Below are 26,703 nucleotides of genomic sequence, written 5' to 3' on the forward strand. Positions count from 1 at the left end.
AAAACATTATGTTCTCGAATCATGCTACAGATGTCAATTCTATGTTAAAACATCAAAGCTTAAAAGGAAACACAACTTTTCTTTTGATTCCCGTACCCTGAAGAATTGTGAAGTATTTGTAAATAGATGTGCAAAAAACCTTTTCTCTACTGGCAATAAGATATTAGTAAGACTTTAGAAAAGGGTCTGAACAAAAAATATTCATATAAAGATAGGCATTAAACTGTTCTCTCAGACCATATATCTTGGCAAGATTCAAAATATCAGTTATTAATTGATATAAAATATAACGGCCACAGTATTGCACCTCTAATGCTGAGATTATAATTGGGCTTTACTGCCGATAATTAAATTGTTATACGGTTAGGACTTTTCTTTTTCCACTTAATATAAGAGTGTTCTTGGGTTTAAATCAAGGGTTTCAAGTAACTATTTCAGGTTTTAATTAGTTGAAATTGTATGCTTTAACATAAAAACATTATTTCAGCACAACATAAAAATATAATATTGGCCCAGAAAGGGACTCCTGTTGCAAAAATCTTATCCAATTAGGGGTTAATTTCACTTAAACATCCATTCAACATTTTTTTAGTACTTTAAACAAATCATTGGGGGTCAAATTATATCCTCCAGAGCTCTTTTTTGGGTTTGTTGTGCAAATAGGTGTGCAAGCTTTGAAAAGTGTTGTAAGTAATTAAAGTACAGTGCATTGGCTTTCCTATAATAGGTCTGCCACCCCGACAGAAGGGTCATCAAAAGGCCCTAAGAAACAGTAAGTTAAATGGAATCAAGGACTTACATTTTCCTTGATTTCATTTAAAACTGTTAAAATCGAAAAAAAAGGAGACCTAAAAGGCGACCAATAATTGAGTAAAATCAAGGTCTGCCAAAGGTCAAACCCAAAAAAAAGGGACCTTTTTAGCAGAAAACGCCGATTTCTTCACTTTTTTCAGCATTTGGCTTTCGTTTTAACTGATTTGTTAACCTTAAACGAAAGACATGAAAAACAAAAAATCCTTCGGAATCCATTTCATGATCAAGACCTCCAAAAGGAGGAGTGACGGAAAAGTACCCATCTATGGCCGTATCTCCGTCGATGGCCGTCGCAGTGAGTTCAGCCTCAACCAATTTATTTACGAAGAAGAATGGTGCAGCCGATCTAGGCGCATCATCCGACAGTATCCCGTTGCAAAAACTTTGAACCCCTTATTGGATAAGGTGGCGACAGAGGTAAGGGAGACCTTCGACAGTTTTGAGCGCAAAAAGGAGTATGTCAGTCCCCAATTGGTCAAGAAACGGTATCTGGGCCTTGAAGAGGATGTCAGTACCTTGAAAGGGGTCATTAAGTACCATAGGGAAGAGGAACTCTCCAAACTTTCTCCTGGGACCGCAAAGAACTATAACGCCACGGAAGTCTATTTGGACAATTTCCTGCGGGAAAAGCTCAAGACGGATGATATCCATCTGGCACAGATCAACTATGCCCTGATCATTCAATTTGAGAATTACCTGAGAACCTGTAAACCCCTTCGCTCCGGCCAGCCCTTGAGCAATAACGGGATCATGAAACATATGGAGCGGTTCCAAAAAATCTATGGATTGGCCGTTAAGTTCGATTGGGTGGAAAAGAATCCCTTCAAACGTTACCAGTTGAAATTTGAGGAATATGATTCCGATTTTTTAGAACTTGATGAATTGAAGGCCTTTGAGAACCTTATGCCCAGTGATCCAAGATTAATGGTCAGTAAAGATCTTTTTATATTCTCCTGTTATACCGGTCTGAGTTATGTAGAAGTGAAGCAGTTACTGCCAAAGAACATTGTCATTGGCATCGATGGTGATGAGTGGATCGATGTGATCCGGCAAAAGACCAAGACTTCGGTCAAGGTCCCATTGCTTAAAAAGGCCAAGGAGATCTATTCAAAGTATGTCGATCATCCTGTTACAGAGAGTACTGGATTGCTGTTCCCGACCCCGGCCAATGTGACCCTTAACAAGGACGTCAAGGATTTAGCCGCCATGGCAGGTATCAAAAAGCACTTGACCTTTCATGTGTCCCGACATACGTTCGCGACCACGGTAACACTTTTGAACGGAGTCCCGATGGAAACGGTCTCAAAACTTTTGGGCCATACCAAATTGTCCACCACCAAGAGATATTCCAGGGTAATCGAACAGAAAATAAGCCGTGATATGGATGCGCTTAAAAAGGTGTTGGGTGAGGGAACCGGGAAACATCAAAAGGATGAACTGTTATCCGGTTCCAATACCGTCGAAAACGAACCGGAAAAAGTGGCAAGAGTGTCACATTTACGAATAGTCAAATAGACTTGTTTGGGATTTAATTTCATCATGGCGCTCTGATCGGAACTGTAATAAGAATTGTTGGTTCAAAGGGATGACAATTATTTCGGAAAACAATTCATTCAATTTTGTAAATGAACAGGTTTACATTATTACTATTGTGTAAACTGGAACAGTTACATAAATGAGAAATAAAAGAGGATTATTGATACAACCGTTGAATCGTAAATTGAAACTTTTTCAGGAAGCGGCAACCGTTCGGGTTCCGAGCACAGGTTGGATAAATTCAATCCGAACAGCCCTGAACATGACCATGGCTCAACTAGGAAGTAGACTTGATATAACAAGGCAAGGAGTCAGACAGCTAGAGATCAATGGGGCAGGTGGACAGATAACGATAAATAGCTTACGAGAGGTTGGTCTGGCATTGGATATGCAATTCGTTTATGGCTTTGTGCCCATTGATGGCAGTATTGAAAAAATGATCGATAGGAAGGCAGAGGAATTGGCCAAGAGCATCGTTTTGAGGACAAATCAAAACATGCGGTTGGAAGACCAGGGGATTTCAGATGATAAAATCAAGGAATCCATAAAGGATTTGGCCTTTGAGATCAAAAGGGAAATGAGAAAATCACTATGGGATTAGACTTCGAGTATGTGCATGGGCAAACCCCATTGGATGAGTTCGAATAACGGAAACATCGATCCCTTGGTAAGTTTTGCCAAGGGTTAGTCTTCAACTATAGATGTTGATTCCCATGGAACGATATATTTATGATTCGAAATTGGTCGAATTTGAAGTGTGAGTTTGTGAAATCACCACTTTCTTTCAATCAAAACCGGAATGCATTGGATTTCAATTCCTGTTCTGTTCTTGAAATACCGTATTTTGTTGCAATGCTCGGCCATTTTGCCACGGCATTCTTCACTTCGTCAATAATCTCCTTGGCCCTTGACAGATTTAAACGGAAGAATTCGGACACCTTAAGGGCCAAGTCCAAGTCCAATGCATTATCGGTATCGGAAATGTTCAATTTAAGACCTGTGCCCGTTTCCACTGGGTTGATATCATAAGCAGGAGATAACAACCATCCTTGGTCGGTCAATAAAAAACCATGGTTCCTTAGATGGTCATCGGTGTTGGATACACAGATGCTGAAAACGATTCTCCTCCAGAGCTCTTCAAGGTCACCGCTGACATTGGCCCCATGATTTTGGATGAATTCGGCAATTTCCAGATAGCTGATGCCGTCTTGGTGATCCTGTCCATCACTGTGGCCGAGCATGGTCATGGCAGAGGCAAAATGAATCCGTTCCCCATTTGCTGTGCGATCAAACCGTTTTGTCAGGAAAGTATGGTGATGGGATGAAAATTTTTGAGCCATGGATTCAGCCATTTGTACCCTTGCTTCAAGGGCCAACTCATAGGTTACCACCTCCCAGGCCCCAACATCCCCTGAATCGTTTTGGCTCGGAAATTTCGCAATCCACAAATCCCCTTTGGCATCAGTGATGCTTGCTTTGGGCCTGGCACCTCCCAATGATGATCCCGGTGCCACGAGCATGGCCAGCCATTTCAGGTATTTGGGGTCATCCATGATATCCCCCTCTTCCAGTTTTAAACTGATTTGCTCAAGTTCCCTGATGGAGGTCCAGGGTGGGGTGGCCATTTGTTTGTTATCGTTGAGAAAAGGACCATCTTCCTCAAGTTTGAACCGAAGTGCCCCCATTCGATGACCGTCAAAGACGCCGAGCAGATAATCTGTCTCGAAGAGTTTTGTCTCTTCCCTTTTTTCGACACGTGCCAGTGCTGCTTCCCTACGGCGCATCAAAATCCGCCCCCAACGATCTGGTGACGAATCCAGGAATATTCCGAAATTTTGTTGTTCTTGGGAAACATAATGTGGACCGGAAAACAACTGAAGCCCGGGATCCAATAAATGGGATGGTCCGTTTTTCAACCAATCCTCATCATATTCAAAGGAGAAAATCTCCTTTCCCTTGAGCCTATCGGAGATAAGTGTCCCCATTAAAAGGGGTTCCGCTATTCCTCTCCAGTGGGCATAGACAAGTATGGATCTCTTTGTTTTGGACTCTGCCATTATTTTCTATTTCGTTTAGGGGCCCTTTCTGAGGTGCTAATTTGGGCATCCTGCAGTTTCCTTCCCAATTCATCATCTTTTGCAAGGAGCAGAAAATCCTTTTCAAGGCCGAGAACTTGGAGAACCAATAAATAGGAGCCCATGTTCACAGTGGGGGCACCTTTTTCAATCTTTGTCAAGGTGGGCCTACTGATATTGGCCCTTTCCGCAACTTGTTCCAAACTTAGTTTTCGCCTAAGTCTGGCCAACCGAAAATTCTCTCCCATTTCCTCAAGGATTTTTCTTGTCTTAGGCAATATTATTATTTTCTTTTTTGACATAACGTAAATTATAGTTTACAAATATAGTATTTTTTGTAAATTATATTTAACATTATAATATTAATTTGGTACCCTACCTTTTGGATTCTCCTTTGCTCAATTGATAGTTGTTCCCATATCACTTCATAGTGCATCCCAAAACAGTTTTGGGTTTGGTCAAATCAAAGGAGGATATAGTCAAATGGGGTTATTGCGCAGGCATTATCCTGCATGACATTTTCACTCAGATTTTTATTAGGTTCTATACTTCTATATTAAAAAAAACTGAGTAGGTGGTGTATGGTCATTCAATCTTGATTTCCTTATGGGTGTCCGCTGTTGTCTTTCCCCAACTCGCAATGGCTTCCAATACGGGTATCAGGGTCTTGCCAAAAGAAGTCAGGTCATATTCCACTTTCAGGGGCGGCTTGCTTGTATAAACCTTACGGGAAACCAAACCGTCGGCTTCCATTTCTTTTAGTTGTAGGCTCAATGTACGTTCTGTTATAGTGGGTATTTCCTTTTTAAGTTCATTGTACCTTTTTTTTCCACGGGTAAGGTGGATTAAGATAACGGATTTCCATTTACCTCCTATGTACTTCATGGTCAGGCTTGTTGTGCAGGGATATTTTTTGTCTTTGATACAGTACATGTGCTAAATTTTTAAAAAATGTTAAGCTATACATTTTGACCGTTATTGCAAAGATATAAAACTATACATACGTTTGTAACTATAAAAAGTATAGTTAATTATTTCAATGGAGTTTATAGATATAGCCAAGGAACGATATACGACCAAAAGGTATGATGGAACCAGAAAAGTTCCAGAACACTTAATTGATGACCTGAAAAATATTTTGAGGTTGAGCCCATCTTCCATCAACAGCCAACCCTGGAAATTCATCTTCGTTTCAGATGAGAAAACCAAGGCAAGGCTGGCAGAACAATCTCATTTTAATGAGCAACGCATTAAGGAATCCAGCCATTTGGTGGTATTTTCTGTGATGGACGGTAAAGAAGCATTTGAAAGACACATGCAAGGTTACTTGGCGGAGGGGAGCCTGGCCTATTATCAAAACCATTTGAAATCCCTTTCCAATGAAGAAATAAAATCATGGCTATCCCAACAGGTGTATTTGGCTTTGGGATTCTTTTTGGGGGCCTGTGCCACCATGGGTATAGATTCAACACCGATGGAAGGCATCCAAAATGCTGCCTACGACGAGATTTTAAATTTGAAAGGATATGCTTCCTTGGTGGCCGTGGCCATCGGTTATAGGGATAAGGAAGATAGCAATCAGCCTTCTATGCGGACAAAATCCCGTAGGGCGGAAGCGGAGGTCATTCAAACCATTTAATCATTTTATTCAATCAATAGTATCACTTTGATAGGTTGTTTTTTCAATCTGTCCTAACCCTTTATTTTATTTTTACAATGAAACACGTACACATTATCAACGCCCATCAATTTTATGAAGGAATCTCTGAGGGAACCTTGACCCGAACCTTGGCGGACATGACCAAGGTCTTTTGTGAGGAAAAGGGATACAGCTATAGCATGACCAATATAGAAGAGGAATATACTCCGGAAAAAGAAGTGGACCTTTATGTAAAAGCCGATTATGTGGTATTGCATACCCCTGTCTATTGGTTCAACACCCCGTGGATCCACAAAAAATATGTGGACGAGGTCTTTAATGCCGGATTGGCTGCCGGGAAATTGTTGAAGGATGATGGCCGTACCCGTAAAGATCCTTCAAAAAACTATGGTACCGGTGGGCTCATGCAGGGCAGGAAAATGACCATGGTCACTTCATGGAATGCCCCGGAAGAATTTTCAGGAAATGAGAATCAATATCTGTTAAGTGGTAAAACGGCCGACGATGTCATGTATAACGTGGGTGTCAATTACCGGTTCTGTGGATTTGAGGTGTTGCCCCAGTACCATTGTTTCAATGTGATCAAAGATCCCCAAGTGGAGAAATATCTGAGCGAATACAGACAACACTTGGAAACCCATCTTGTATAAACCAAAAAACGAAGAATAGTATGAAAGTTTATGTTTCCGCAATCATTACCAGTAAACCAGGATTCCAGGAGGAAATAAAGGAGGCTTTGCTGGAATTGGTGAAGGCCACCAAAAAAGAAGAAGCCTGTATCATGTATGATCTACATCAGGATATAGACCAAGAAAACAGGTTCCTCTTTTATGAAATCTGGGAGAATCACAAGGGATTGGACAAGCATAATGGCCAACCTCACATTAAGGCTTTTCAGGACTTTGCACAAGGCAAGTTGATGGAACCGGTGGAAGTGTACAAGGCCACAAAGCTCTGATTGTCGATTAAATTCCTGTAAAGACTGTTTGGGTAGGATGGTTTTCGGTGTCTTCATCCGATTTGAATTTTATAATTTTGTGGTATGGATAAAAAAGAGTCTTTACAGGATTTTTATCAGCGGGTGCCCAAATTAGGGGCCCGTGCGGATCAGCTCAACAATTCAGGGGCGGGCCACATCAATGTATTCTCCAGGGATAAGTGTAGATTGATCAGTCCTTATATGCGAAGGGATTTTTACAAGGTTACCCTGATCATTGGCGAGGGAACCTTGCAATATGCCAACAAGTGGATTGCCATTGACCGTCCGGCATTGTTGTTTTCCAATCCCATGGTGCCCTATGCGTGGGAAGCTCGCACAGAGGAACAAAAGGGTTGGTTTGCCCTGTTTTCAGAATCCTTTCTTTTCAACGGTGCACCATCCACAAGTCTGAGGGAATCCCCACTGTTTAGGGTGGGCAGTGACCCGGTCTTCTTTTTGGATGGTGATCAACTGGCCGGGATATCCGATATTTTTCAAAAGATGGAAAGGGAGATGCAGTCCGACTATCAGTTCAAGTATGATGTGATTCGAAGTTACCTGCATTTGATCATCCATGAGGCCATGAGGTACAATCCAGCCAATAGCTTTGAAAGAAGCTATAATTCGTCAGAACGCATAGCCTCCCTTTTTCTGGAGTTGTTGGAACGGCAATTTCCGGTTGACTTTCCCAACGCTCCTTTGGAAATGAAATCCGCCAAGGATTTTGCAACACATCTGTCCGTGCATGTGAACCACTTGAACAGAATGGTCAAAAAACAAACCCATAAGACGACCACGGAACATATTGCGGACCGTGTATTGCGAGAGGCGGTGGCCCTACTGCAACATAGTGACCACAGCATCTCGGAAATTGCCTATAGCCTTGGGTTTGATAATCCGGCTTACTTCACCAATTTTTTCAAAGGTAAAATGGGCGTGTCCCCCAATCGTGCCCGTGGGGAACGTGCTTGAATTTTATAAGTGATGCTTTGAATTTTATAAGCATGCCCTTGGCATGGTGCCTACCTTTGTCTTCAAAACCAAGTATCATGAAATATAGAAAATTAGGAAACACGGAAGAACAGTTGTCCACATTGGGATTGGGCTGTATGGGAATGAGTTTTGCCTATGGTCCTTCCGATGACAACGAAAGCATTCAAACACTTCACACTGCCTTGGATTTGGGCATCAATTTTTGGGATACGGCAGATATGTATGGCAATGGGGCCAATGAACGTTTGTTGTCTCAGGTTCTGAAAGATAACAGGGAGAAAGTATTTTTGGCCACCAAGTTCGGATTTCGGTTTCGGACGGACAAAGCTTCGGACAGCAATTCACCCAACACCTATTTTGATGGCTCCCCTGCCTATGTAAAACAAGCTGTGGAGGCAAGTTTACTGCGATTGGGTGTCGATGTCATCGATCTCTATTACGCCCACCGGGTGGACCCCAATATACCTGTAGAGGACACCGTGGGGGCCATGGCGGATTTGGTAAAGGAAGGAAAGGTACGATACCTGGGTTTAAGCGAGGCATCCCCGGAATCCATTAAACGGGCCAATGCCGTACATCCCATTTCTGCGTTGCAAAGCGAATATTCGTTGCTAACCCGGGGTGTGGAAGGTGAAATTCTGGAAACCGTCAGAGCTTACAACATGTCCTTGGTCCCTTATTCTCCTCTGGCAAGGGGATTGGTCACGGATACCTTTAAAGTGGAAAATCTGGATGAAAAGGATTTTAGAAGGACACTGCCAAGGTACAAGGGCGACAAACTCGACAACAATCTTCGTCTTAAATTGGAATTACAGGAATTGGCCCATCATAAGGGCATCACCATGGCCCAATTGGCCTTGGCCTGGGTCTTGCACCAAGGTGACGATATCATCCCAATACCCGGAACCCGTAAAATCCATAGGCTGAAAGAAAATGCTTTGGCCGTGGATGTGAACCTTTCCAAAGGGGACTTACGGACCATCGAACAGCTTTTGGCAAAATACCCGAATGTGGGGGAGCGATACAATGAAGGGGCCATGCGCTTGGTGAACAATTAAAATTCCCCGATGTAATTCAATTAAAATCATTTATTAAAAAATTTACAATTGGTAACAAAATCGTATACTGACGTAAAGCGACTACACGATGACCATAAAAGGAAGGCGACCCTCATCTCCTTTTTAATGATTCCCATGTCCGGATTGGTCACGGATATTTATGCTCCTTCCATGCCTACCATGGCTTTGGAACTGAACCAATCCGAAGGAGCTGTCCAATTGACGCTGACCTTCTTTTTGCTGAGCTATGCCTTGGTACAGTTCTTTGCGGGCAGCATTATGGACAGTTACGGACGCTACCGGATAACGCTCATCGCACTTGTGCTGTTCATTCTGAGCAATGTGGTCATTGCCCTGTCCACTAGTTTGGCCCCCATCTATGCCATGAGGATTTTGCAAGGGGTGGCCATTGGATGTATCGGGGTTTCCAAACGGAGTTTTTTTGTGGATGTACATGAAGGGGACAAGCGGAAGCACTACTTGAGCATTATGTCCATCGTATGGTCCATAGCTCCTATTGTGGCACCCTTTATCGGGGGGTATCTACAGCATTATTTCAATTGGCAGGCCAGTTTTTATGTCTTGGCAGGATATGCCTTTGTACTGTTATTGTTGGAATTGTTCTATTCTGGGGAAACGGTACCGGAATTCAGACCTTTCAAACGAAAGGCCATATTGAGGGATTATGGCATTATGTTGCGGACGCCCATGTTCATTTATGGGGTCATCTGTAGTGGTCTGTGCTATGGAACGATTATGATATTTAACCTTTCAGGTGCATTTATTGTGGAACACGGCATGGGTTTTCCTCCAGTGGTTGCGGGGTATGCCTCCTTGATCATGGGAATCGCTTGGTTGCTGGGTGGTTTTTTGGGCAAGACGCTTATTGACAAACCTTTCATGCCCAAGTTGAGAATCGCCAATCTATTGGAAATAATGGTGATCATCCTGATGATTCTCAGTGCCACGATCTGGGAAAATATATACAGCTTGGTGTTGTTTGCCTTTTTGGTGCACTTAGGGGTTGGGTTCATCTTCAACAACTACTTTGCCTATTGTATCGGAAGGTTTCCAAAAATGGCGGGCATATCAGGTGGTTTCATTGGGGGTTCCGCTTTTTTCATCACCTCCATTTCCAGTTATGCCATTGTGGGACTCATACACCCGCAGGATCAAGCTGGTCTCGGTATCAGTTATTTGGGCATGGGCATGTTGATCATGGTCATCCTGTTGTTTTTGGTAAAGCCGGAGAACCTCTCAGAAAATTAGGCATCGAGATACTTTTTCATTCGTTGAAACGGTATGAAACTATTTGACCGGTACACTGTTAACACCAATCGAGTTCTGTTTTCGTACTTTAAAAAAGCTACCGAAAAATAAGAGTTGTCTAACAATATTTTCTCGATTTTTTCAGTAATCTCCATAACTGGATAGGGCCGAATATTACCTAGAACAATAATTGTCACTTGATCATCCATATAACTATGAATATTATAAATAAAACCATACATGGACCCACCGAGTCTCACTAATTTTCCTTCAGAATCATTATTTCTTTTATATGGTTTGATTTTAAACCCATAACCATACCCTCCATACTGATTCGGAGAGCCGTCAAAAAAGTAAATTCAAACTTTCCTGGTGGAGCAAGTACTTGCCACATAGGCCCTGATCCCATTTATACTCATAGATCCCCCAGCTATTTGTTAATCGCTGATTATCTTTTTTTAGAAAATAAAGCCCGTTCCTGAAACCCAAGTCGTTAAAGGTATACACGAAACGGCTACAGTTGCCAAGGACTTCATCTGGCTCGTCTTGGGTGTTAAAGAAGGAAAAAACCGCCTCCGATTCCTCTGTATATTTGAATTTCATAGGACGTGCAAGCGTAAACAGGTTAGCTGTATGGTTGGGATTTCTGGGGGTATTTCCGTTAAAAAAAGAAACAAAGACCAATTGGTGCTTTTCGTTATATGAAAACCGGTAATGGTTTCGTTTAATTGCCTCCTCCTTATGAAGCCTTCCCTAAAAATGTAACCTTCCCCCTTTTAAGATATCACTAAATTCATAAAAATATAACCCATTGATACCTTTCTTAGATATTAACCTTTAGTTAATCCACACTTACCGTTTTGATGACATACTGATCTAGGGGTAATTCTACCTTTTTACCCTCCTATAGGTAAAAGACAAAGTATGGAAATATCCAAGGAGGATATTAAGTGTGTTCGTAAGCTTTCGGGGGAATTGGGCATGGATCAAGAGCAATCCATGTTTGAGGTGAACCTACTGCTGGATGATAGTTTTCGCGAACGATTTCAAGACTACAAACTAGTATGGGACTGTTACCCAAAACCTTCCCTGCCGCTGCGAAAAGAGCACTTTGCAAAACGGGTTCGGGAAGAAATTTCACAAGAAACAAGATCCAAACGTATTTTCCTCAGTACCAAAATGAAAACACTGGTTGCGGTCGCAGCTGCTGTTTTGGTCGGTTTTGGTGTTTTTCTGTTTACCAAGGATAACGAATCGAGGTACACCAACCATATTATTGCCCTAAAAGGGGAGAGAAAACAGGTTACGCTTCCGGATGGTTCACAAGTCATGGTGAACGCGAATTCCGAACTCAAATATCCAGAAGTTTTTACCGAGGCCAAGCGAGAGGTTTGGATGGAGGGAGAAGTCTACTTTGAGATTAAAAAGGATGAAGGGCGACCTTTTACGGTGAGCACCAATGGATTGGAAGTGCAGGTTTTGGGAACCAAGTTCAATGTCAACACCAAGGGGAAAGCAAAAACCGTGTCCTTGGAAAGCGGGAAGGTGGAGGTGACCTTGGAGGAATCCGGCGATAAGATTCAATTAAGGCCGAGCGAAGAACTTTCATGGGACATAGAAACTGGAGAAGTGATAAAACGCAACTTTGATGTCTCCAAAACCACTGCATGGAAAGACAACATTCTTTTGTTGCACGACCTTACCTTGGAAGAGGCATTACTTACCATCAATGAATTTTATGGTGCCGAGTTCATGGTTTCGGACAGTTTGGTCGCCAACAAAAGAATCAATGCTGCCTTCGAAAATCAAGACCTCGATCAGTTCATCCAAACATTGGAGTTTATAGCTGATGCGAAGATTTCAAAAATAGCACCGAAAAAATTTTCGATAGCCCCAAGTGATGAAAAGTAAGTCTTCTACATACAAGGATTTGAATCAAAAAACAGATTTGGAACTGTTCCAATTGATCAAAGAAAGGAACAAAGGGGCGCTGGAGGCCATTTTCAACCGATATTATGAAAGTCTCTGTCGTTTTGGAATCGCTTACGAAGATGATTTGGATGTTGTGGAGGAAAAAGTGTCAGATGTGTTTATTCAGTTATGGAATGCCCATGAACGTCTCCAAGAGATCAAAAAGCCCAAACCATACCTCTTTGTAGTGGTCAAGAATAAACTCATGGAGCCGGTTTCGTACCAAAAAATGAAACAATCACTAAATCAGGGATTGGTGGATGAATACGCCACGAGTCCATGTATTGAACAAGAGATCATCGATCAAGAACAAAGGGAAATGTATGTCAGGAAGATACAAGGAATCTTAGACCATATTCCCAATAAATCCCGTCAGATTTTCGAGATGAGCCGACTGGATGAACTCAAGTACAAGGAAATCTCCGAGATCCTTGGGGTTTCCGTGAAGACCGTTGAAAGCCACATGGCCATAGCCCTCAAAACCATTAGAAATATGGTTGTCAAGAACAAGCAATATTAACCCCCACCTCACAAAATCATTATATGACAAAAACCAGACTGTAACCCTGAATTGAAAACTAAAAAATTATTGAAAACCAATAGTAAATCACTCTTTTAAAATGAAAAAATCAAACCTCTTAGCGCTGCTGTTGTGTTTGCCATTGTTGGGTCGGGCAACTGTTGTTCCGAAATCGGCCAACGTAGCGGTAAACACCCAAAATTTTGAGATCATCAATCTTAACCTTAAAAGTGTTGCTCTGGAAAAGGTGTTCGATCTTATCGAAAAGCAAACGGGCAAAAAATTCATTTATGCCGCAGATGCCCAAAACCTGCAACAACGTATCAGTATTGATGCCAACAAAGTGAATTTGGAAGCTGTATTGGAAGACCTTAAAAATAAGGCCAATGTGGATTTTAAAGTGACCGAGCAAGGGATCTTAGTGAAATTTGTCCAAGAACAACGTAACATTTCCGGAAAAGTCATCGATGAATCCGGTGCCCCGATTCCCGGAGCCAACGTTTTTGTGGATGGAACCGACTATGGTACCGTTTCTGATTTTGATGGGAACTTTAGTTTGGAAATCCCTTCGAACTTTAAGTTGTTGTCCGTTACGTATATCGGTTATCAAAGACAAAATGTCAATATTGATCAATTGAGCCAAGTTACGGTTACCTTGCTTGAAAGTGCTTCCCAACTGGACGAGATCGTGGTGGTCGGATATGGTACCGAGGCCAGAAGAAACATTACCGGGGCCATCGCATCGGTTTCCCCGGAGGAAATTGTGACCCAACCCAAGGCCAACGTGGTAGAAATGTTGGATGGACGCCTACCTGGCGTTCAAATTATGAGTGATAACGCTCCTGGTGGTGGGACTTCAATCAGGGTCCGTGGTTTTAGTACCATTAACAGCAACGACCCCTTGGTGATTATCGATGGAATTCCAGCTTCCAATGGACTTAATGGAATCAATCCTACGGACATTGAAACCATCCAAGTATTGAAAGATGCTGCTTCTGCTTCCATTTATGGGTCAAGGGCCGCTAATGGTGTTGTCATCATTACCACCAAAAAAGGATCTGATACCCAAGGGGAATATGTGGTTTCATTTGATGGTTATGCAGGGCTTCAATCTTCATACAATTTGCCAAGGATGCTCAATGCCCAGCAATATGGGGATTTGTTGTGGCAAGCTACCATCAATGATGGGGGGACACCTTCCAATGATATTTATGGTGATGACCCCAATCAAGCTGTAATCCCACAATGGTTGGATGCCGATCAAACAATTCCTAGTGCTGATGTAGATTGGGTAAAAGAAATTATGCAAACTGCCATGATCCAATCATATAATGTATCGTTGGCCAAAGGCGATTCCAAGAGCCAAAGCATATTCTCCTTAGGATATTACAATCAGGAAGGCTTGATCAAATATACCGGATTTGAGAGATATTCGGCAAGATTCAATTCCTCTTACAATATTGGTGATTTCCTTACCATTGGGGAAAATTTCACGGCCAACTACAAAGAGCAAGTGTCCGTTGGAACCAACTCCGCTTTGGGAAGTGTAATCCTTACTGCCATGCAGTTTCCATCTATCGTCCCAGTTAAGGACATCAATGGGGAATATGCAGGAAACCCAATAAATGATAGTAATAATCCGATGGGGCAGTTATACAGAAACAAGGACAACAAGCAAAAACGAGTTCAGGCATTGGGAAATGTGTATGCCAATCTGTATGTAAGTGATTTTACCTTTAAAACTTCCTTTGGTTTGGATTACCAAAACTATAATATCAGAAGTTTTTCACCCACATATGACGAGATATTGTCCACCAACAATACCAATTCCTTGTCAACTTCCAATAGCTTTAATTACCAGTTCTCATTTACCAATACGTTGAACTATAAAAAGCAATTTGGGAAACATCATGTGGATGCTTTGATTGGCCAAGAGGCCATTGAGTACAACTACGAAGGCTTCAGTGCCTCAGTAAGCGAATTTTTGTACGAGGATTTAAACTTCAGATACCTAAGCTTTGGTACTGAGAATATGTTGAATTCAGGTAGTGCCAATGGATGGTCCTTGAATTCCTACTTTGGAAGATTGAACTATAACTTTGATGAAAAATACCTTTTTACCGCTACTGTTAGACGTGATGGTAGTTCTAGGTTCAATGAAGATAACCGATGGGGAACATTCCCTGCCTTATCCTTGGGATGGAGATTGGATCGCGAAGATTTCTTCAACTCCAATGGTATTATTTCTTCCCTGATGTTACGTGGTAGCTGGGGGCAAACGGGAAACCAGGAGATTTCCAATTACGCTACTGTGGATAGTTATCGAAACAACAATGCCAACTCCAATTATGCAATTGATGGAGCACAGGAATCAGTCTATATTGGACTTACCCAATCGCGAATTCCCAATCCCGATCTGAAATGGGAAACGACTACCCAAACATCCATAGGTTTGGATTTGGGGCTTTTGGAAGACCGTTTGAACATTACGGCTGATTATTATGTGAAAAAAACAGACGATATCTTGGTCTACAATACCGTACCATTAACGTATGGAGGCACCAATGACGGGCAGTGGGTCAACGATGGGAAAATGAAGAACAATGGCTTTGAATTGGACATCAACTATAACGATATGGTGGGTGATTTGGGCTATAGTATTGGATTGAACTTGACCGGTGCCAAGAATGAGCTTACGGAGTTGACCACATCTGATTATTTGGGGATTCCAAGTTCTTCATTGCACAGTGTCAACTTTGATCAGGAAATCTCTAGAAGCGCGGTCGGTCAGCCCATAGCCTCCTTTTATGGTTATGTTGCGGAAGGATTGTTCCAAAGTCAGGCTGAGGTTGACAGTTATGGTCTGCAACCCAATGCGCAGGCAGGGGACATTAGGTTCAAAGATGTGGATGGGGACGGTGATGTGGATGCGGATGACAGAACTTTCATTGGATCTCCACATCCTGATATTATGTTGGGCCTAAACCTTCAGTTCAATTACAAGGATTTTGACCTTGGAATTTTGTTTAACGGAAGTTTTGGAAATGATACGTACAATTTTACCAAGTACAAGAACCATTTCTTTAACCAAGCAGCATACAACAAGGAAAATGTATTGTTGAACGCTTGGTCGGAATCCAATACTGCCACCAGCATTCCAAGATTGTCCTTGGATGATCCCAATAACAATATCCGCCCCTCGACCTATTACGTGGAAAATGGTTCTTATGTTCGATTGACCAATCTTCAAATCGGATATACCATCGACCCGGAACTTTTGGGAGGGATGAGCCTTAGGGTCTATGCACAGGCGAGCAACTTGTTCACCATTACTGATTATAGTGGAATGAACCCACAAGTGGGGCTACAGAACTATGGGGGAAGCAACCGTAACCTAGATATCGGTGTCGATCGAGGATTGTATCCTCCGAGCAGGACTTTTGTAATTGGATGTAACTTAAAACTTTAAAAAAGCCATGAAAACCATGTTGAAAATAAAATCAAAATATGTAATGGTAGGTGCGACCTTGGCACTTACGGTTTTAGGATCTTGTTCCAAGGACTTTCTTGAGGAAGTGACCTATGGAGAGGTTTCACCAATAGAAATGACCAAAGCAGAAAATGTGGAAAAAGCCATTATTTCTGCATACAGTGTATTGAACGGTCAGATAGACGGGGCCAGTAATGCCTACAATTCCCCGGCGTCCAACTGGAGCTTTGGAGACGTTGTTTCCGATGATTGCTATAAAGGGGGCGGTGGTACCGGTGATCAGAACCAAATCCATCAAATGGAACTTTATAACACTACTCCCGCCACTTATGATGTGGAACGCAAATGGATGGCATTGTACGAAGGTGTAAAAAGGACCAATGAGGCCATGAAACTGTTGAACGCATCAGAGGACTTCGATGCAAATTTAAAAACCCAAAGAACCGCAGAACTTAGATTTTTAAGAGGTCATTACTATTTCGAACTTAAAAAAATCTATAATCATATTCCATATGTTGACGAAACTGCAGAAACCGTTTCCGACTATGCACGTTCCAACACAGAATTTTCCTCCTCGGAAGTTTGGGCCAAAATAGAGGCTGATTTCCAAGCTGCATACGATGTCTTGCCAAGCACTCAGGAGGAAGTGGGCAGACCTACGAATCTTGCGGCTATGGCCTATTTGGCGAAAACCTATCTGTTTCAAGAAAAATGGCAGGCCGCTTTTGATGCCACGACCTTGGTCATGGGAGGGAACTATGCATTGATGGATGATTTTCAATCGGTCTTCCTGCCTGAAAACGATAACGGAACCGAGGTGATTTTTGCAGTGCAATATTCGGTGAACGATGGCCAAGGAAACAATTATAACGGTAGTATTGGCGACCGTTTGACCGCCCCCGGAGGTCCATTTTATTCCCAATATGGATTTCACCGTCCCTCGCAAAATTTGGTGAATGCCTTTAAAACCGATACATCCGGTTTGCCGGTCAACGACAATATTGATGTGACCGAGACCGATTTTGTGGACCCTCGATTGGATATTACCATCGGAAGACCTGGGATTCCTTACAAAGACTTGGATATTTTGTATGATGCCAGTTGGGCCAGGGATTTGGCGACTTATGGGCCTTATGGTCCCAAAAAACGGATCCTTTCTGCGAATTCACCTTATCATACCATTGTTTGGCCCTACGTGGATGCCCTAAACTATTACATCATCCGATATGCCGAAGTATTGTTGTGGAGGGCGGAGGCCGCTGTGGAATTGGGTAACCTGGAAGAAGCGAGAAGTTTGGTAAACCAAATTCGTGAACGTGCCGCCAATTCCCAATACGTCCAAACCTTGGACGGTTCTGGGGATGCCGCGAACTACAATATCGGAACCTATGATACTGTTTGGACCGATCCCACCGATGCCATGGACAAGGTCCGTATGGAATCGCGTTTGGAACTTGCCATGGAAGGACACCGTTTCTTTAATTTGGTTCGCTGGGGCGTCGCCAAAGAAGTGATCGATGAGTATTTGGAGGTGGAAAGGACCAGAAGGTCCCACTTGACCAATGCCGTATTTACCGAAGGCAAAAATGAGTACTGGCCAATACCACAAGAATATATTGACAGTGTTGACGATGGTCTAATAACCCAGAACAACAGATACTAACCAAAATTTTAAATGAAAGGGTGGCTCCATAATAATTGGAGCCACCCTTTTTAAAATCAATAGCATGAAAAAACTATTACTTTTTTCACTGGTTATGGGTTGTGCCTTTATTTCCCATGCACAGACCAAAAGTCAAAACTATCCCAATAAGACCCAAGAAAGGTTACAGGAAAAAAATTTCTACTTGTTTTCGGCCATGGAAAATGATAGGGAGCTTATGGAGCTCTTAAAGGTGGATGAACATTTGAATTTGTACTGGGATAAAATGACATCGTCGTTGAAATCAACACCTAATAATGGGGCGAAGATCATTGCACCATTTTTATGGTCGGAGAATGATATCCAAACCGTTGGAAAACGATTGGTGGATTTGTCAAAAAAAAATGTTGGTTTTAAAAATTTGATTCAAAAACTTCGGGAATCCAATCGTTATGCCAATTTTGAAAATACGCCCGACGATGAATACCTTTATAAAATCTGGGAACAGTGTGCCAAAGGATTGGATACCGTTCTGGAAGTTTATGGAGCAGGCAAAATGCCATTTTATAGGAATATTGACTCGGTATCCTTTGATGCGAAATCAAAACGATACCTATCTGCCCTTTCCATTCTAAAGACCGAGGCCATTGAAGATGCCCAAGAAACACAGCTGTTTTTTCAACCAAGTCTGAACCTTGCCTTAAACCTATTGTACGCAAACCATAAGGATGAAGCGGTTCGCTATGATCCATTGGACCAAAAAGAGAATGCCAAAGCCATCGAGGCCATAAAAGCGACGGACTTTAAAGCGTATCCCTATGCATCCATTGTGGTTCTTGGGGGAGGTCCTGAAAATTATCGGGACAAGCTATCCATCGCGGGCAAGATCAACCTACAATTGGCCATGAAGGAATACCGTGCTCAAAAAGCTCCGTTCATTATCGTTTCAGGAGGTCATGTACATCCGTATATGACGCCATACTGTGAAGCAATAGAAATGAAGCAAGAGCTCATGGAGGAATATAGGGTTCCAGAGGAAAACATCATTATTGAGCCCTATGCGAGGCATACGACCACCAATATGAGAAATGCCACTCGCTTAATGGTGGATTACGGAATTCCTTTGAATCAAAAAAGTTTGGTGGTGACCAATCCTTCACATAGTGCTTATACAGCTAGTGAAACTTTTAAAAAACGTTGTCGGGATGAATTGGGGTACCAGCCCGTGGATTTCCATGATAGGCTTTCCCCAACAACGCTTGAATTTACTGGGAATAGGGTGTCGTTCCATCAAAACCCATATCAACCTTTAGACCCATAATTACATGAAAAAAATAGGTGTACTTGTTCCATGGTTACTTCTTGTATTTGGATGTCAACAAGGCGAAACCATTGAACATCCCAAGAAGGGCAAAATATCCCCAAGCGAGCAGGTGAACGTGTTTTTGGGCACCTCTGGGGATCATGGTCAGATGTCGCCAGCAGCTGGATCCCCTTTCAATATGATTTCAATAGGCCCGGTGACGCACCCGGGTACACATACCGGTTATGATCATTATGCCAAGGAATTTTTTGGATTTGTTCATACTCATATCGAAGGAGTCGGTTGTAGAGGGGGAGGAGGTAACATTTTAGTGAAGCCTTTTGGAAATGATGGTCTGAATGAAAAATTGATCAAGAAAAATGAAACAGCCGAACCGGGTTATTACAAAGTTGTCTTTGAAAATGGTATAAGTGCCGAAATGACCACTATCCATAATTATGGAGTACATCAATATCATTTTCCGGATTCGGAAAAAAAGTTAGAGATCGACCTGTCCTATGCTTTTTTGAACCGGTTTGTGGCGGCAGAGCACATCACAGTAGGGAATACCATCAAGGGATGGGTGGATACCAAGACCGTTTGCGATCGTGGCAGGTACAGACTGTATTTTTATATGGAATTCGATCATGCTTCCTCCATTTCAGCAGCTGAAAAAGACACCTATGTCATCAAGGGAACAGATGCGCCAACAATGGGGCTAAGAATTGGTTTTTCATCCGTGAATGTAGCGTTTGCAAAGGCAAGGGTGATAAATAGTGGAGGTTTGTCAGAAACCCTTGAAAAAAGCACATTGGAATGGAATTCCCTATTGGGGCGGGTAAAAGTACAGGGGGAAAAGGATAGGGTTGCCCTTTTTTATTCCTTGTTGTACCGTGCTCTTCAATCCCCATATTTGATTTCTGAGCCCGATGGTAGCTATAAAGCCATAGATGGATCGGTGCAAAAATCCAACGACTCCATCTATCATGGATGGGCCATATGGGACAACTACAGGGAACAAATGCCTTTATTGTCGCTGCTGTACCCTCAAAAATATGGCGACGTTGCCCGATCGATAGCTAATCTGTACCGTTATGGTAAAAATGATTGGTCAACCATGCATGAGCCTTCCAATTCCGTTCGCACAGAACATGCCCAAGTGGTGCTTTTGGATGCCTTGGGGAAGGGACACCGACTTCCTTTGGAAAAGATAAAGGATTCTTTGATCCATGAAATTGGGCGATTGGATTTTAGTTCGCCGGACAAGGCTTTGGAATCTTCCTACGATCTATGGGCCTCTTCAAAGCTGATGCTGGAATTGGGGGATACCCTTTTTGCCGATAGCTATTTGGATAAAGCAATGGAATACAAAACCTATTGGAAAAAGGACTTTGCCGATATGGGGTGGCCCGATGTGGACCGTATGGGAGCCAGAGGATTGTACCAAGGTACGCTATGGCAGTATCGTTGGTTTGTTCCCTTTGACATTGAGGGGCTACAGGATTTGACAGGGGGCGAGAAATCATTTAGGAAACAATTGGATCAATTTTTTCAAGAAGACAATTATAATCATGCGAATCAACCCGATCTTCAAGTGCCAGGACTTTACAATACCACCGAAGAGCCTTGGAAATCCCAAAAACTGTATCGCAACCTTATGCTGGATACGGTGGTTCAGTTTTATTTCAATAACAATAGTAAAGGAGTGGACCCCTATATAGGCCGAATCTATAACAATAGACCAAGGGCCTATGTAAGGACCATGGATGATGACTTGGGAACCATGTCATCTTGGTTTGTACTTCGGGCCATGGGATTGTCCGCTGTGAATGTTGGTGAGCCTACATACTATTTGACGGCACCCATTTTTGAAGAAGCAGTATTGTGCTGGTCCGCTGATAAATCGCTTAAAATCCAAGTATCCAATTACCATAAAGATCATTTTTACATCAAATCTGTTCATTTGAACGGAAAGCCTTTGTATAGAAATTGGTTGACCCATCAAGAGATCATGGATGGAGGGGAATTGATCATGGAAACCGATAGCGCTCCCAACCAAAAGTGGGGTGTGGGGACCCCGTATCGAACCAAAATCGATAGGGTAAAAGATTGACCAATATTTAACCTTAAGAAAATGGTCAGTTCAATTGAGTTTGTTTATTTGTTTAGTTAGAAGAGATGCAGCCGGTTTTTGAGGCTGCATCTTGATTAATTGTATGTAACCTTTTATGAGAATGAAAATCCAATTACTTGTCTCGCTACTCGTTTTAGTGGCACATAACAAAATCTGTGGGCAAGAACTGCCCCGTACTTACAAAGCACCTGAATTTGATGTGGAATGGCGAAAACCCTCGAAGCATCCTGATAGGATTGTCCTTTCGTTTGGGGAAGATCCTGCCACATCGGCCAGTGTTACTTGGAGAACAACTTCGGATATTGATACTGCCTATGCTGAGATTGCCATTGCCTCCGCAGCTCCTAAATTTTGGCGCAACGCAAAAACCATAAAAGCAATAACGACAAGGTTCGATGCCTTGGAGATTGATGAGGCGGAAGTGCGGGCCAACTACCATTCGGTGTGGTTTACGGATTTAAAGAGTGATACTACATATGCCTATCGAGTAGGGGATGGCAAACGATGGAGCGAGTGGATACAGTTTAAGACCGCACCAAAGGAAAGCAAGGATAAATTTTCGTTTTTATATGTAGGCGACACACAAAATTTTATATTGGAATTATGGTCCCGACTGATCAGGGAAAGCTATAAAAAGGCTCCGGATGCTAAATTTATTGTGCATGCAGGTGATTTGGTGAACAACGCCCACAATGAACAACAATGGCAGGAATGGTTCGATGCCGGAGGGTGGATTCATGCTTCCATTGGAGCATTTCCAATCCCTGGCAACCATGAGTATCGAAATTTGAGTCCTGAAGCATCGGAAAGAAGCCTGTCCGTACAGTGGAAACATCAATTTACCTTACCAGAAAATGGTCCGGAAGGAATGGAGGAAACTGCCTATTACATGGATTATCAAAACATGCGGATCATTGGATTGAACAGTAACGTTGACCATGAAAAACAAGCCAAGTGGGTAGAAAAATTGCTATCGGAAACAGACAAGGACTGGATAATTGTCACCTTCCATCACCCTTTATTTTCGGCTTCCGATGGCCGGGACAATAAAGAATGGAGAGCGTTGATGAAACCCATTTTTGATAAATATGGGGTTGACCTTGTTTTACAGGGCCATGATCATAGTTATGCCCGTGGAAGGGTTTCCCCAAATGAGAATGTTTTGGACGGGGTTAATTTAAGGGACAAGACAGGAACCGTTTATGTGGTTTCTGTAAGTGGTGGTAAAATGTACGGCTTACGAAAAAATGGATGGGAAGGCTATGATGCAGAAAGGGATAGGGCAGCCGAAAACACCCAATTGTTCCAAGTAATCACCATTGAAGATGGTAAATTGTCCTTTGAATCCTATACCGCAGTAGGGGAACTTTATGATGCATTCGATTTAATTAAAAAGGAAGGTCTTCCCAATGAATTTGTAGAAAGAAATAATGAAGCCATCTCGGAGCGGAGATTTTCCAATACCATTCCCTATGAGGATTTATTGCCCCAGGGAGTGGAACAATCATTATTGTCAAAATACCCTGGCTTCCAAGTAAATGGGGTAAGGTTTGTCAACGAGAAGGATTTTACGGGATACAAGGTTCGGCTGAAAAAAGGTGATGACAGGAAAACACTGACATTGGATGTTCATGGAAAAGTCTTGGACTAATCTGTTTTTTTAATCTCAGTGGATGGTATGGATAATTTGAACCATCTTATATTCCATTATAGATGAATATGAACCATTTACTTATGCGTCATTTTACTATGCTCAATTTTTTCCGTTTTGGGTGGTATACTATGACCGTTTTTTGCAATGAGCATTCACTATAAGAAATTAAGGTATGGCAAAATGGTTGTTTTTGGCATCAATGGAAATTAAAAAAGCGTTTAAAAATTTGATTTACAGGTTTTTATTTGAATTTAGAAATATTCCAAGCAATTGGTGGACGGGACTCGAACTTTTTGCCAAAATGGCCCATTTTTCAGGACTTCCCAGAGTGGATGAGCCGGATGGTTGAGACCACCAAAAACGGAAAATGAGAGCCACCTAATTTTTGGATTTAGTGATTTTAAAATCAGGCTTTTGCGTTAGTCATGAGGGTGCTCAATTCTATCCGGCGAAGGTGGTATACTATGTCCGGCGTTTCCAGATGAGACCCACACTGTCGTCATTGAATGACACTATGATAAAACATGCGGAAAGTAGGGGGCTCAAGGCCCCCTTTTTCATTTTATCCTATACCGCAAAATACTTATTGCGGTCTTTATTTTCTCTATCAACAAAAACGGGTAGGCGATTATATTGACCGTTCTATCATCGATGGATTGAATCATTGAGTTGGCTCTTTTAGATATACCGGTCCAATTGAAGAAGGAGGATGGTATTTGTTACGATCAATACTGTTCAAAGTTAAACCCGGAAAATATTTCTCGGACAAGGGACGGCATAAAGCCGCTCATCCACTCTCTTCCTTCCTTCCTGCCTTCCTTCCTTCCTTCCTTCCTTCCTTCCTTCCTTCCTGCCTGCCGGCAGGTTTATTCCGTTTCCTTCCCACTCCAAAATTTTCCCTTGCGTTTGGTGGTCTGCCATTATTGTTCAATTTAAAACGCAAATCATGGAAAAACAAAACCTAGTACAACTGGATTTTGGCTTTGAACTGGAGCCAACGAAAACACCGAATCCAAACCAAAGCTCCAAGCCTTTCAAAAAAGCTAAATCCGATTTTGTCCTTGACTTTATGGACCTATTGCAAAGTCCCATCATTGTGTATCCATCACAATGGCAGGATGCCGTGCCCAAAGACCTTTTGGACAACATTACCATGGCCCGGATGTTGACCCAGATGCGTGGGGAACACATGGCCTCCTTGACCGAGGTTGTGGCATATATGATGCCCAGGACCTTCGAATCTCCCATGTCCAGTGAATGGGCTAACATCTACACATGGTGTGGGCTCCAGTATGCCAAGACCTTCAAAAAAACAGGACAGATGGACGCCATGGAGGAAGTGGCACCAAAACAACTGTCCGAATATGAGATGGGCCTTCTGAAAAGGTTAAGGGTCTGGATCTATCAGAAACGAAGAAGGGCCTTAAAGGACAGCTTGAAAACTTCAACGCCCAAATCGAGCGGACCTTCCCCGAACAATCAGGGAGAGCTGTTCCAGAAAGACTAAAAGGAAACCAGGTTCTAGGATTACCTACCCATTACTATCGCAATAGTTGATGTATTAACATTTGGCCAATACGGAAGTCGTCCAAACGGATTTTTGGTGCGCCCTTCCTTTGCAAACCCTTCTTGGGGCTTTGCCGGGAAAGGCCGCAAATCCGTCCGTCCGCCCATCAAATTTTAAGGGTCCGTAATAAAAGAAGCCCTAGTTGTTTTTCGGGTCGTCGAAAAACAGGGCAGGACCCAAGGACTTCCCATCAGGACACCATCGCCTACAGTCGCTTAACTTCCCGTACGCTCCCTGGTCAATGGGTCGGATGGAATTCCTAAGGCCCTCATTGAACCTGTCAAGGCCAAGACAGGTTTTGTCCATAAATAGGGTTTCCACTTCCTTGAAAACCTTGCCTGCCGCAGGCATGGCCAAGGGTTTTGCTACGTTGTGGAGCCTCCCGATTTCTGTCCAAAAGCCTTGACAGAACCCCCTTCTTTTATGGTGCTACGCACGTAAGAAGCAAACAAACGCCCCTTAAAATTTGGGAAACAATGACCAAAAAAACAGGGGGAAATATTAATCTTTTAAAGCTTTTTATCATGAGTACATTAAGAAACAAAGTACAGTTGATCGGGAACGTGGGGCAAGGCCCCGTAATCACAGATCTTGAAAAAGGGAAACGTGTGGCACGCTTGACCATGGCGACCAATGAACACTACAAGAACTCCCAAGGGGAACGGGTGACCAACACCGAATGGCATACCGTGATCGGTTGGGGCAAGCTTGCCGACATTATCGAAGGATTCGTGACCAAGGGCAAGGAGATTGCCATCGAGGGAAAATTGACCTCCCGATCCTATGAGGACAAAGAGGGCAACAAACGGTACGTGACCGAAATCGTGGCCAGTGAGATCCTATTGTTGGGTGGTAACAACGATTGATATCGATAGGGGCGTCCATAGGGATTCTTTTGGCGCCCCTTTCTTTATCCATCCTAAACATAAAGGAAATGGAACATAGCGTCAACGAAATACAGATCAGTTATAGGGAAAAGCTCAGTACCCTTAAATCGCTCTCCATCACCAATTCAAACGATGTGGCAGAGTTGCTCTTCAAGAATTGGGATGCCGATACCATTGGGTTGAACGAATGCTTTAAAATTCTCCTGCTCAACCAGTCCAACAAGGTCAAAGGAATCTATCCCCTCTCCATTGGGGGCATCACGGGAACCTTGGTCGATATGCGCATCCTGTTCGCCATCGTGCTCAAGACACTCTCGGTCGGGATCATCCTCGCCCATAACCACCCCTCGGGACAACTCAAGGCCAGCTGTCAGGACAAGCAATTGACCCAAAAGGTCAAACAGGCCGCGCAGCTTTTTGATGTCAAGGTCCTGGACCATATCATCCTGGCACCCGATGGCCGTTACTACAGTTTTGCGGACAACGGCATTTTATAAACCTCCTTTTTGGGGGTTGTTACAGGAATTGAAAATCACATAAAAACAAAAACCATGGAAACACGTATCCGAAAATCACTCGAGATTCCCGCCCGAAAACACCAAGGAAATCAAAACCTTAACCCAACCAATGCGGAAAAATCATTCCACGTGGTCGTCAACCTTTGGGCGTTCCGTTTCGAATATACCAAGGAACAATCCAAAACCTGATCCTATTCTTCAGGACTATACTAAAAGACCTTCTTTCGAGGGTCTTTTTTTTGTTCTTCCGTCCTACATCTGACGTTTTGATTTTCCAAAGAGGCCCCATCCCTAAAATACCTGTGCAATTGTGCACGATCGTCACGGTTTTGTGTTTTTACAAAATCCCGATTTTCCCTACATTTAAGGAAATAGCATGGCCCTTTTGGTACGGCAAGCCTGTTTGATTTGACTTTCCACAAAGTCCGTACCATTCGATTTGTTTTTCACGGAACTGGCAACTGGCTGTTTAAGCCATGTTGTGCGATGCTTTTTGGGCCCCTGGTACAAAAAGGATTTCCATGTTAAAAACAAGTCAAAAATGAACAAAGTGAACAATTCGATGATATTGGAATCAAGCGACACTTTTTTGATAAGGCGTTTGCCGTTTTACCACGGCACAGACCCTAAGGAC

25 protein-coding genes are annotated in these 26,703 nt (G+C 42.7%); 20 read left to right on the plus strand and 5 right to left on the minus strand.

Features of this window, described 5'->3' with window-relative positions; genetic code table 11:
- Positions 1 to 999 precede the first annotated feature (999 nt).
- Together ACQQ5U_RS12005 and ACQQ5U_RS12010 are read left to right on the plus strand one after the other, a co-directional pair.
- On the plus strand, positions 1,000 to 2,328 hold the full coding sequence (locus ACQQ5U_RS12005; RefSeq protein WP_437397807.1) for a site-specific integrase: 1,329 nt from the start codon (positions 1,000 to 1,002) through the stop codon (positions 2,326 to 2,328).
- Between the two features lie 160 nt (positions 2,329 to 2,488).
- Entirely contained in the window at positions 2,489 to 2,950 is a 462-nt protein-coding gene (locus tag ACQQ5U_RS12010; RefSeq protein ID WP_437397809.1) for a mobile mystery protein A, read from the plus strand.
- Positions 2,951 to 3,137: 187 nt separating this feature from the next.
- On the opposite strand, the gene ACQQ5U_RS12015 is transcribed toward ACQQ5U_RS12010, so the two are convergent.
- The 3 genes from ACQQ5U_RS12015 to ACQQ5U_RS12025 all read right to left on the minus strand — a co-directional run bounded on the left by ACQQ5U_RS12015 (position 3,138) and on the right by ACQQ5U_RS12025 (position 5,357).
- Positions 3,138 to 4,406 (minus strand): type II toxin-antitoxin system HipA family toxin, encoded by a 1,269-nt coding sequence (locus ACQQ5U_RS12015; RefSeq protein ID WP_437397811.1) that lies wholly within the window; start codon positions 4,404 to 4,406, stop codon positions 3,138 to 3,140.
- Complete coding sequence (locus tag ACQQ5U_RS12020) at positions 4,406 to 4,672, minus strand: helix-turn-helix domain-containing protein (RefSeq protein ID WP_437397813.1); 267 nt, start codon at positions 4,670 to 4,672, stop codon at positions 4,406 to 4,408. Before ACQQ5U_RS12020 ends, ACQQ5U_RS12015 begins: the two co-directional genes overlap by 1 nt.
- A gap of 337 nt (positions 4,673 to 5,009) precedes the next feature.
- Positions 5,010 to 5,357: a winged helix-turn-helix transcriptional regulator gene (locus tag ACQQ5U_RS12025; protein ID WP_437397815.1), complete on the minus strand. Its 348-nt coding sequence runs from the start codon at positions 5,355 to 5,357 to the stop codon at positions 5,010 to 5,012.
- A gap of 106 nt (positions 5,358 to 5,463) precedes the next feature.
- Here ACQQ5U_RS12025 and ACQQ5U_RS12030 point away from each other — a divergent pair, with 106 nt between their 5' ends.
- From ACQQ5U_RS12030 to ACQQ5U_RS12095, 14 genes are all read left to right on the plus strand, one after another.
- Positions 5,464 to 6,063, plus strand: a complete 600-nt coding sequence (locus tag ACQQ5U_RS12030) for a nitroreductase family protein (protein WP_437397817.1) — start codon at positions 5,464 to 5,466, stop codon at positions 6,061 to 6,063.
- Positions 6,064 to 6,140: 77 nt separating this feature from the next.
- Positions 6,141 to 6,734 (plus strand): NAD(P)H-dependent oxidoreductase, encoded by a 594-nt coding sequence (locus ACQQ5U_RS12035; RefSeq protein WP_437397819.1) that lies wholly within the window; start codon positions 6,141 to 6,143, stop codon positions 6,732 to 6,734.
- Between the two features lie 20 nt (positions 6,735 to 6,754).
- The gene (locus ACQQ5U_RS12040; RefSeq protein ID WP_437397821.1) at positions 6,755 to 7,042 is read left to right on the plus strand and encodes a putative quinol monooxygenase; all 288 of its coding nucleotides are present in this window, start codon (positions 6,755 to 6,757) and stop codon (positions 7,040 to 7,042) included.
- An 84-nt stretch (positions 7,043 to 7,126) separates the two neighbouring features.
- Entirely contained in the window at positions 7,127 to 8,035 is a 909-nt protein-coding gene (locus ACQQ5U_RS12045) for a helix-turn-helix domain-containing protein (protein ID WP_437397823.1), read from the plus strand.
- A 77-nt stretch (positions 8,036 to 8,112) separates the two neighbouring features.
- Positions 8,113 to 9,114, plus strand: coding sequence for an aldo/keto reductase (locus ACQQ5U_RS12050; RefSeq protein WP_437397825.1), 1,002 nt, complete (start codon positions 8,113 to 8,115; stop codon positions 9,112 to 9,114).
- 48 nt (positions 9,115 to 9,162) lie between these two features.
- On the plus strand, positions 9,163 to 10,383 hold the full coding sequence (locus tag ACQQ5U_RS12055; protein ID WP_437397826.1) for an MFS transporter: 1,221 nt from the start codon (positions 9,163 to 9,165) through the stop codon (positions 10,381 to 10,383).
- Positions 10,384 to 11,307: 924 nt separating this feature from the next.
- On the plus strand, positions 11,308 to 12,294 hold the full coding sequence (locus tag ACQQ5U_RS12060) for a FecR family protein (protein ID WP_437397828.1): 987 nt from the start codon (positions 11,308 to 11,310) through the stop codon (positions 12,292 to 12,294).
- Positions 12,284 to 12,874, plus strand: coding sequence for an RNA polymerase sigma-70 factor (locus ACQQ5U_RS12065; protein ID WP_437397830.1), 591 nt, complete (start codon positions 12,284 to 12,286; stop codon positions 12,872 to 12,874). The genes ACQQ5U_RS12060 and ACQQ5U_RS12065 overlap by 11 nt, the downstream gene beginning before the upstream one ends.
- Before the next feature lie 100 nt (positions 12,875 to 12,974).
- Complete coding sequence (locus tag ACQQ5U_RS12070) at positions 12,975 to 16,343, plus strand: SusC/RagA family TonB-linked outer membrane protein (RefSeq protein WP_437397832.1); 3,369 nt, start codon at positions 12,975 to 12,977, stop codon at positions 16,341 to 16,343.
- A gap of 7 nt (positions 16,344 to 16,350) precedes the next feature.
- Positions 16,351 to 18,027 carry a RagB/SusD family nutrient uptake outer membrane protein gene (locus ACQQ5U_RS12075; protein ID WP_437397834.1) on the plus strand — a complete coding sequence of 559 codons (1,677 nt, stop codon included), beginning with the start codon at positions 16,351 to 16,353 and terminating at the stop codon, positions 18,025 to 18,027.
- A gap of 64 nt (positions 18,028 to 18,091) precedes the next feature.
- Entirely contained in the window at positions 18,092 to 19,327 is a 1,236-nt protein-coding gene (locus ACQQ5U_RS12080; RefSeq protein ID WP_437397836.1) for a YdcF family protein, read from the plus strand.
- Between the two features lie 4 nt (positions 19,328 to 19,331).
- A complete protein-coding gene (locus tag ACQQ5U_RS12085) occupies positions 19,332 to 21,422 on the plus strand; it encodes a glycoside hydrolase domain-containing protein (protein ID WP_437397838.1) in 2,091 nt (696 codons plus the stop codon).
- A 121-nt stretch (positions 21,423 to 21,543) separates the two neighbouring features.
- On the plus strand, positions 21,544 to 23,094 hold the full coding sequence (locus ACQQ5U_RS12090; protein WP_437397840.1) for a metallophosphoesterase: 1,551 nt from the start codon (positions 21,544 to 21,546) through the stop codon (positions 23,092 to 23,094).
- A 175-nt stretch (positions 23,095 to 23,269) separates the two neighbouring features.
- Positions 23,270 to 23,446, plus strand: coding sequence for a hypothetical protein (locus ACQQ5U_RS12095; protein ID WP_437397842.1), 177 nt, complete (start codon positions 23,270 to 23,272; stop codon positions 23,444 to 23,446).
- A gap of 392 nt (positions 23,447 to 23,838) precedes the next feature.
- Here ACQQ5U_RS12095 and ACQQ5U_RS12100 read toward each other — a convergent pair whose 3' ends face one another.
- On the minus strand, positions 23,839 to 24,018 hold the full coding sequence (locus tag ACQQ5U_RS12100) for a hypothetical protein (RefSeq protein ID WP_437397844.1): 180 nt from the start codon (positions 24,016 to 24,018) through the stop codon (positions 23,839 to 23,841).
- 25 nt (positions 24,019 to 24,043) lie between these two features.
- Here ACQQ5U_RS12100 and ACQQ5U_RS12105 point away from each other — a divergent pair, with 25 nt between their 5' ends.
- Entirely contained in the window at positions 24,044 to 24,604 is a 561-nt protein-coding gene (locus tag ACQQ5U_RS12105) for a hypothetical protein (RefSeq protein WP_437397846.1), read from the plus strand.
- 198 nt (positions 24,605 to 24,802) lie between these two features.
- Here the strand turns inward: ACQQ5U_RS12105 and ACQQ5U_RS12110 are convergent, their stop codons facing one another.
- Positions 24,803 to 25,015, minus strand: a complete 213-nt coding sequence (locus ACQQ5U_RS12110) for a hypothetical protein (protein WP_437397848.1) — start codon at positions 25,013 to 25,015, stop codon at positions 24,803 to 24,805.
- Between the two features lie 173 nt (positions 25,016 to 25,188).
- Between ACQQ5U_RS12110 and ACQQ5U_RS12115 the strand changes: the two genes are divergently transcribed.
- The 3 genes from ACQQ5U_RS12115 (at position 25,189) to ACQQ5U_RS12125 (ending at position 26,258) form a co-directional block, all read left to right on the plus strand.
- Complete coding sequence (locus ACQQ5U_RS12115) at positions 25,189 to 25,530, plus strand: single-stranded DNA-binding protein (RefSeq protein ID WP_437397849.1); 342 nt, start codon at positions 25,189 to 25,191, stop codon at positions 25,528 to 25,530.
- Between the two features lie 68 nt (positions 25,531 to 25,598).
- Complete coding sequence (locus tag ACQQ5U_RS12120; protein ID WP_437397851.1) at positions 25,599 to 26,048, plus strand: JAB domain-containing protein; 450 nt, start codon at positions 25,599 to 25,601, stop codon at positions 26,046 to 26,048.
- 54 nt (positions 26,049 to 26,102) lie between these two features.
- Positions 26,103 to 26,258 (plus strand): hypothetical protein, encoded by a 156-nt coding sequence (locus ACQQ5U_RS12125; protein ID WP_437397853.1) that lies wholly within the window; start codon positions 26,103 to 26,105, stop codon positions 26,256 to 26,258.
- The last annotated feature ends 445 nt before the right edge of the window (positions 26,259 to 26,703 follow it).

The sequence above is a fragment of the Flagellimonas lutimaris genome (assembly GCF_051494225.1).
GTDB lineage: Bacteria > Bacteroidota > Bacteroidia > Flavobacteriales > Flavobacteriaceae > Flagellimonas > Flagellimonas lutimaris_A.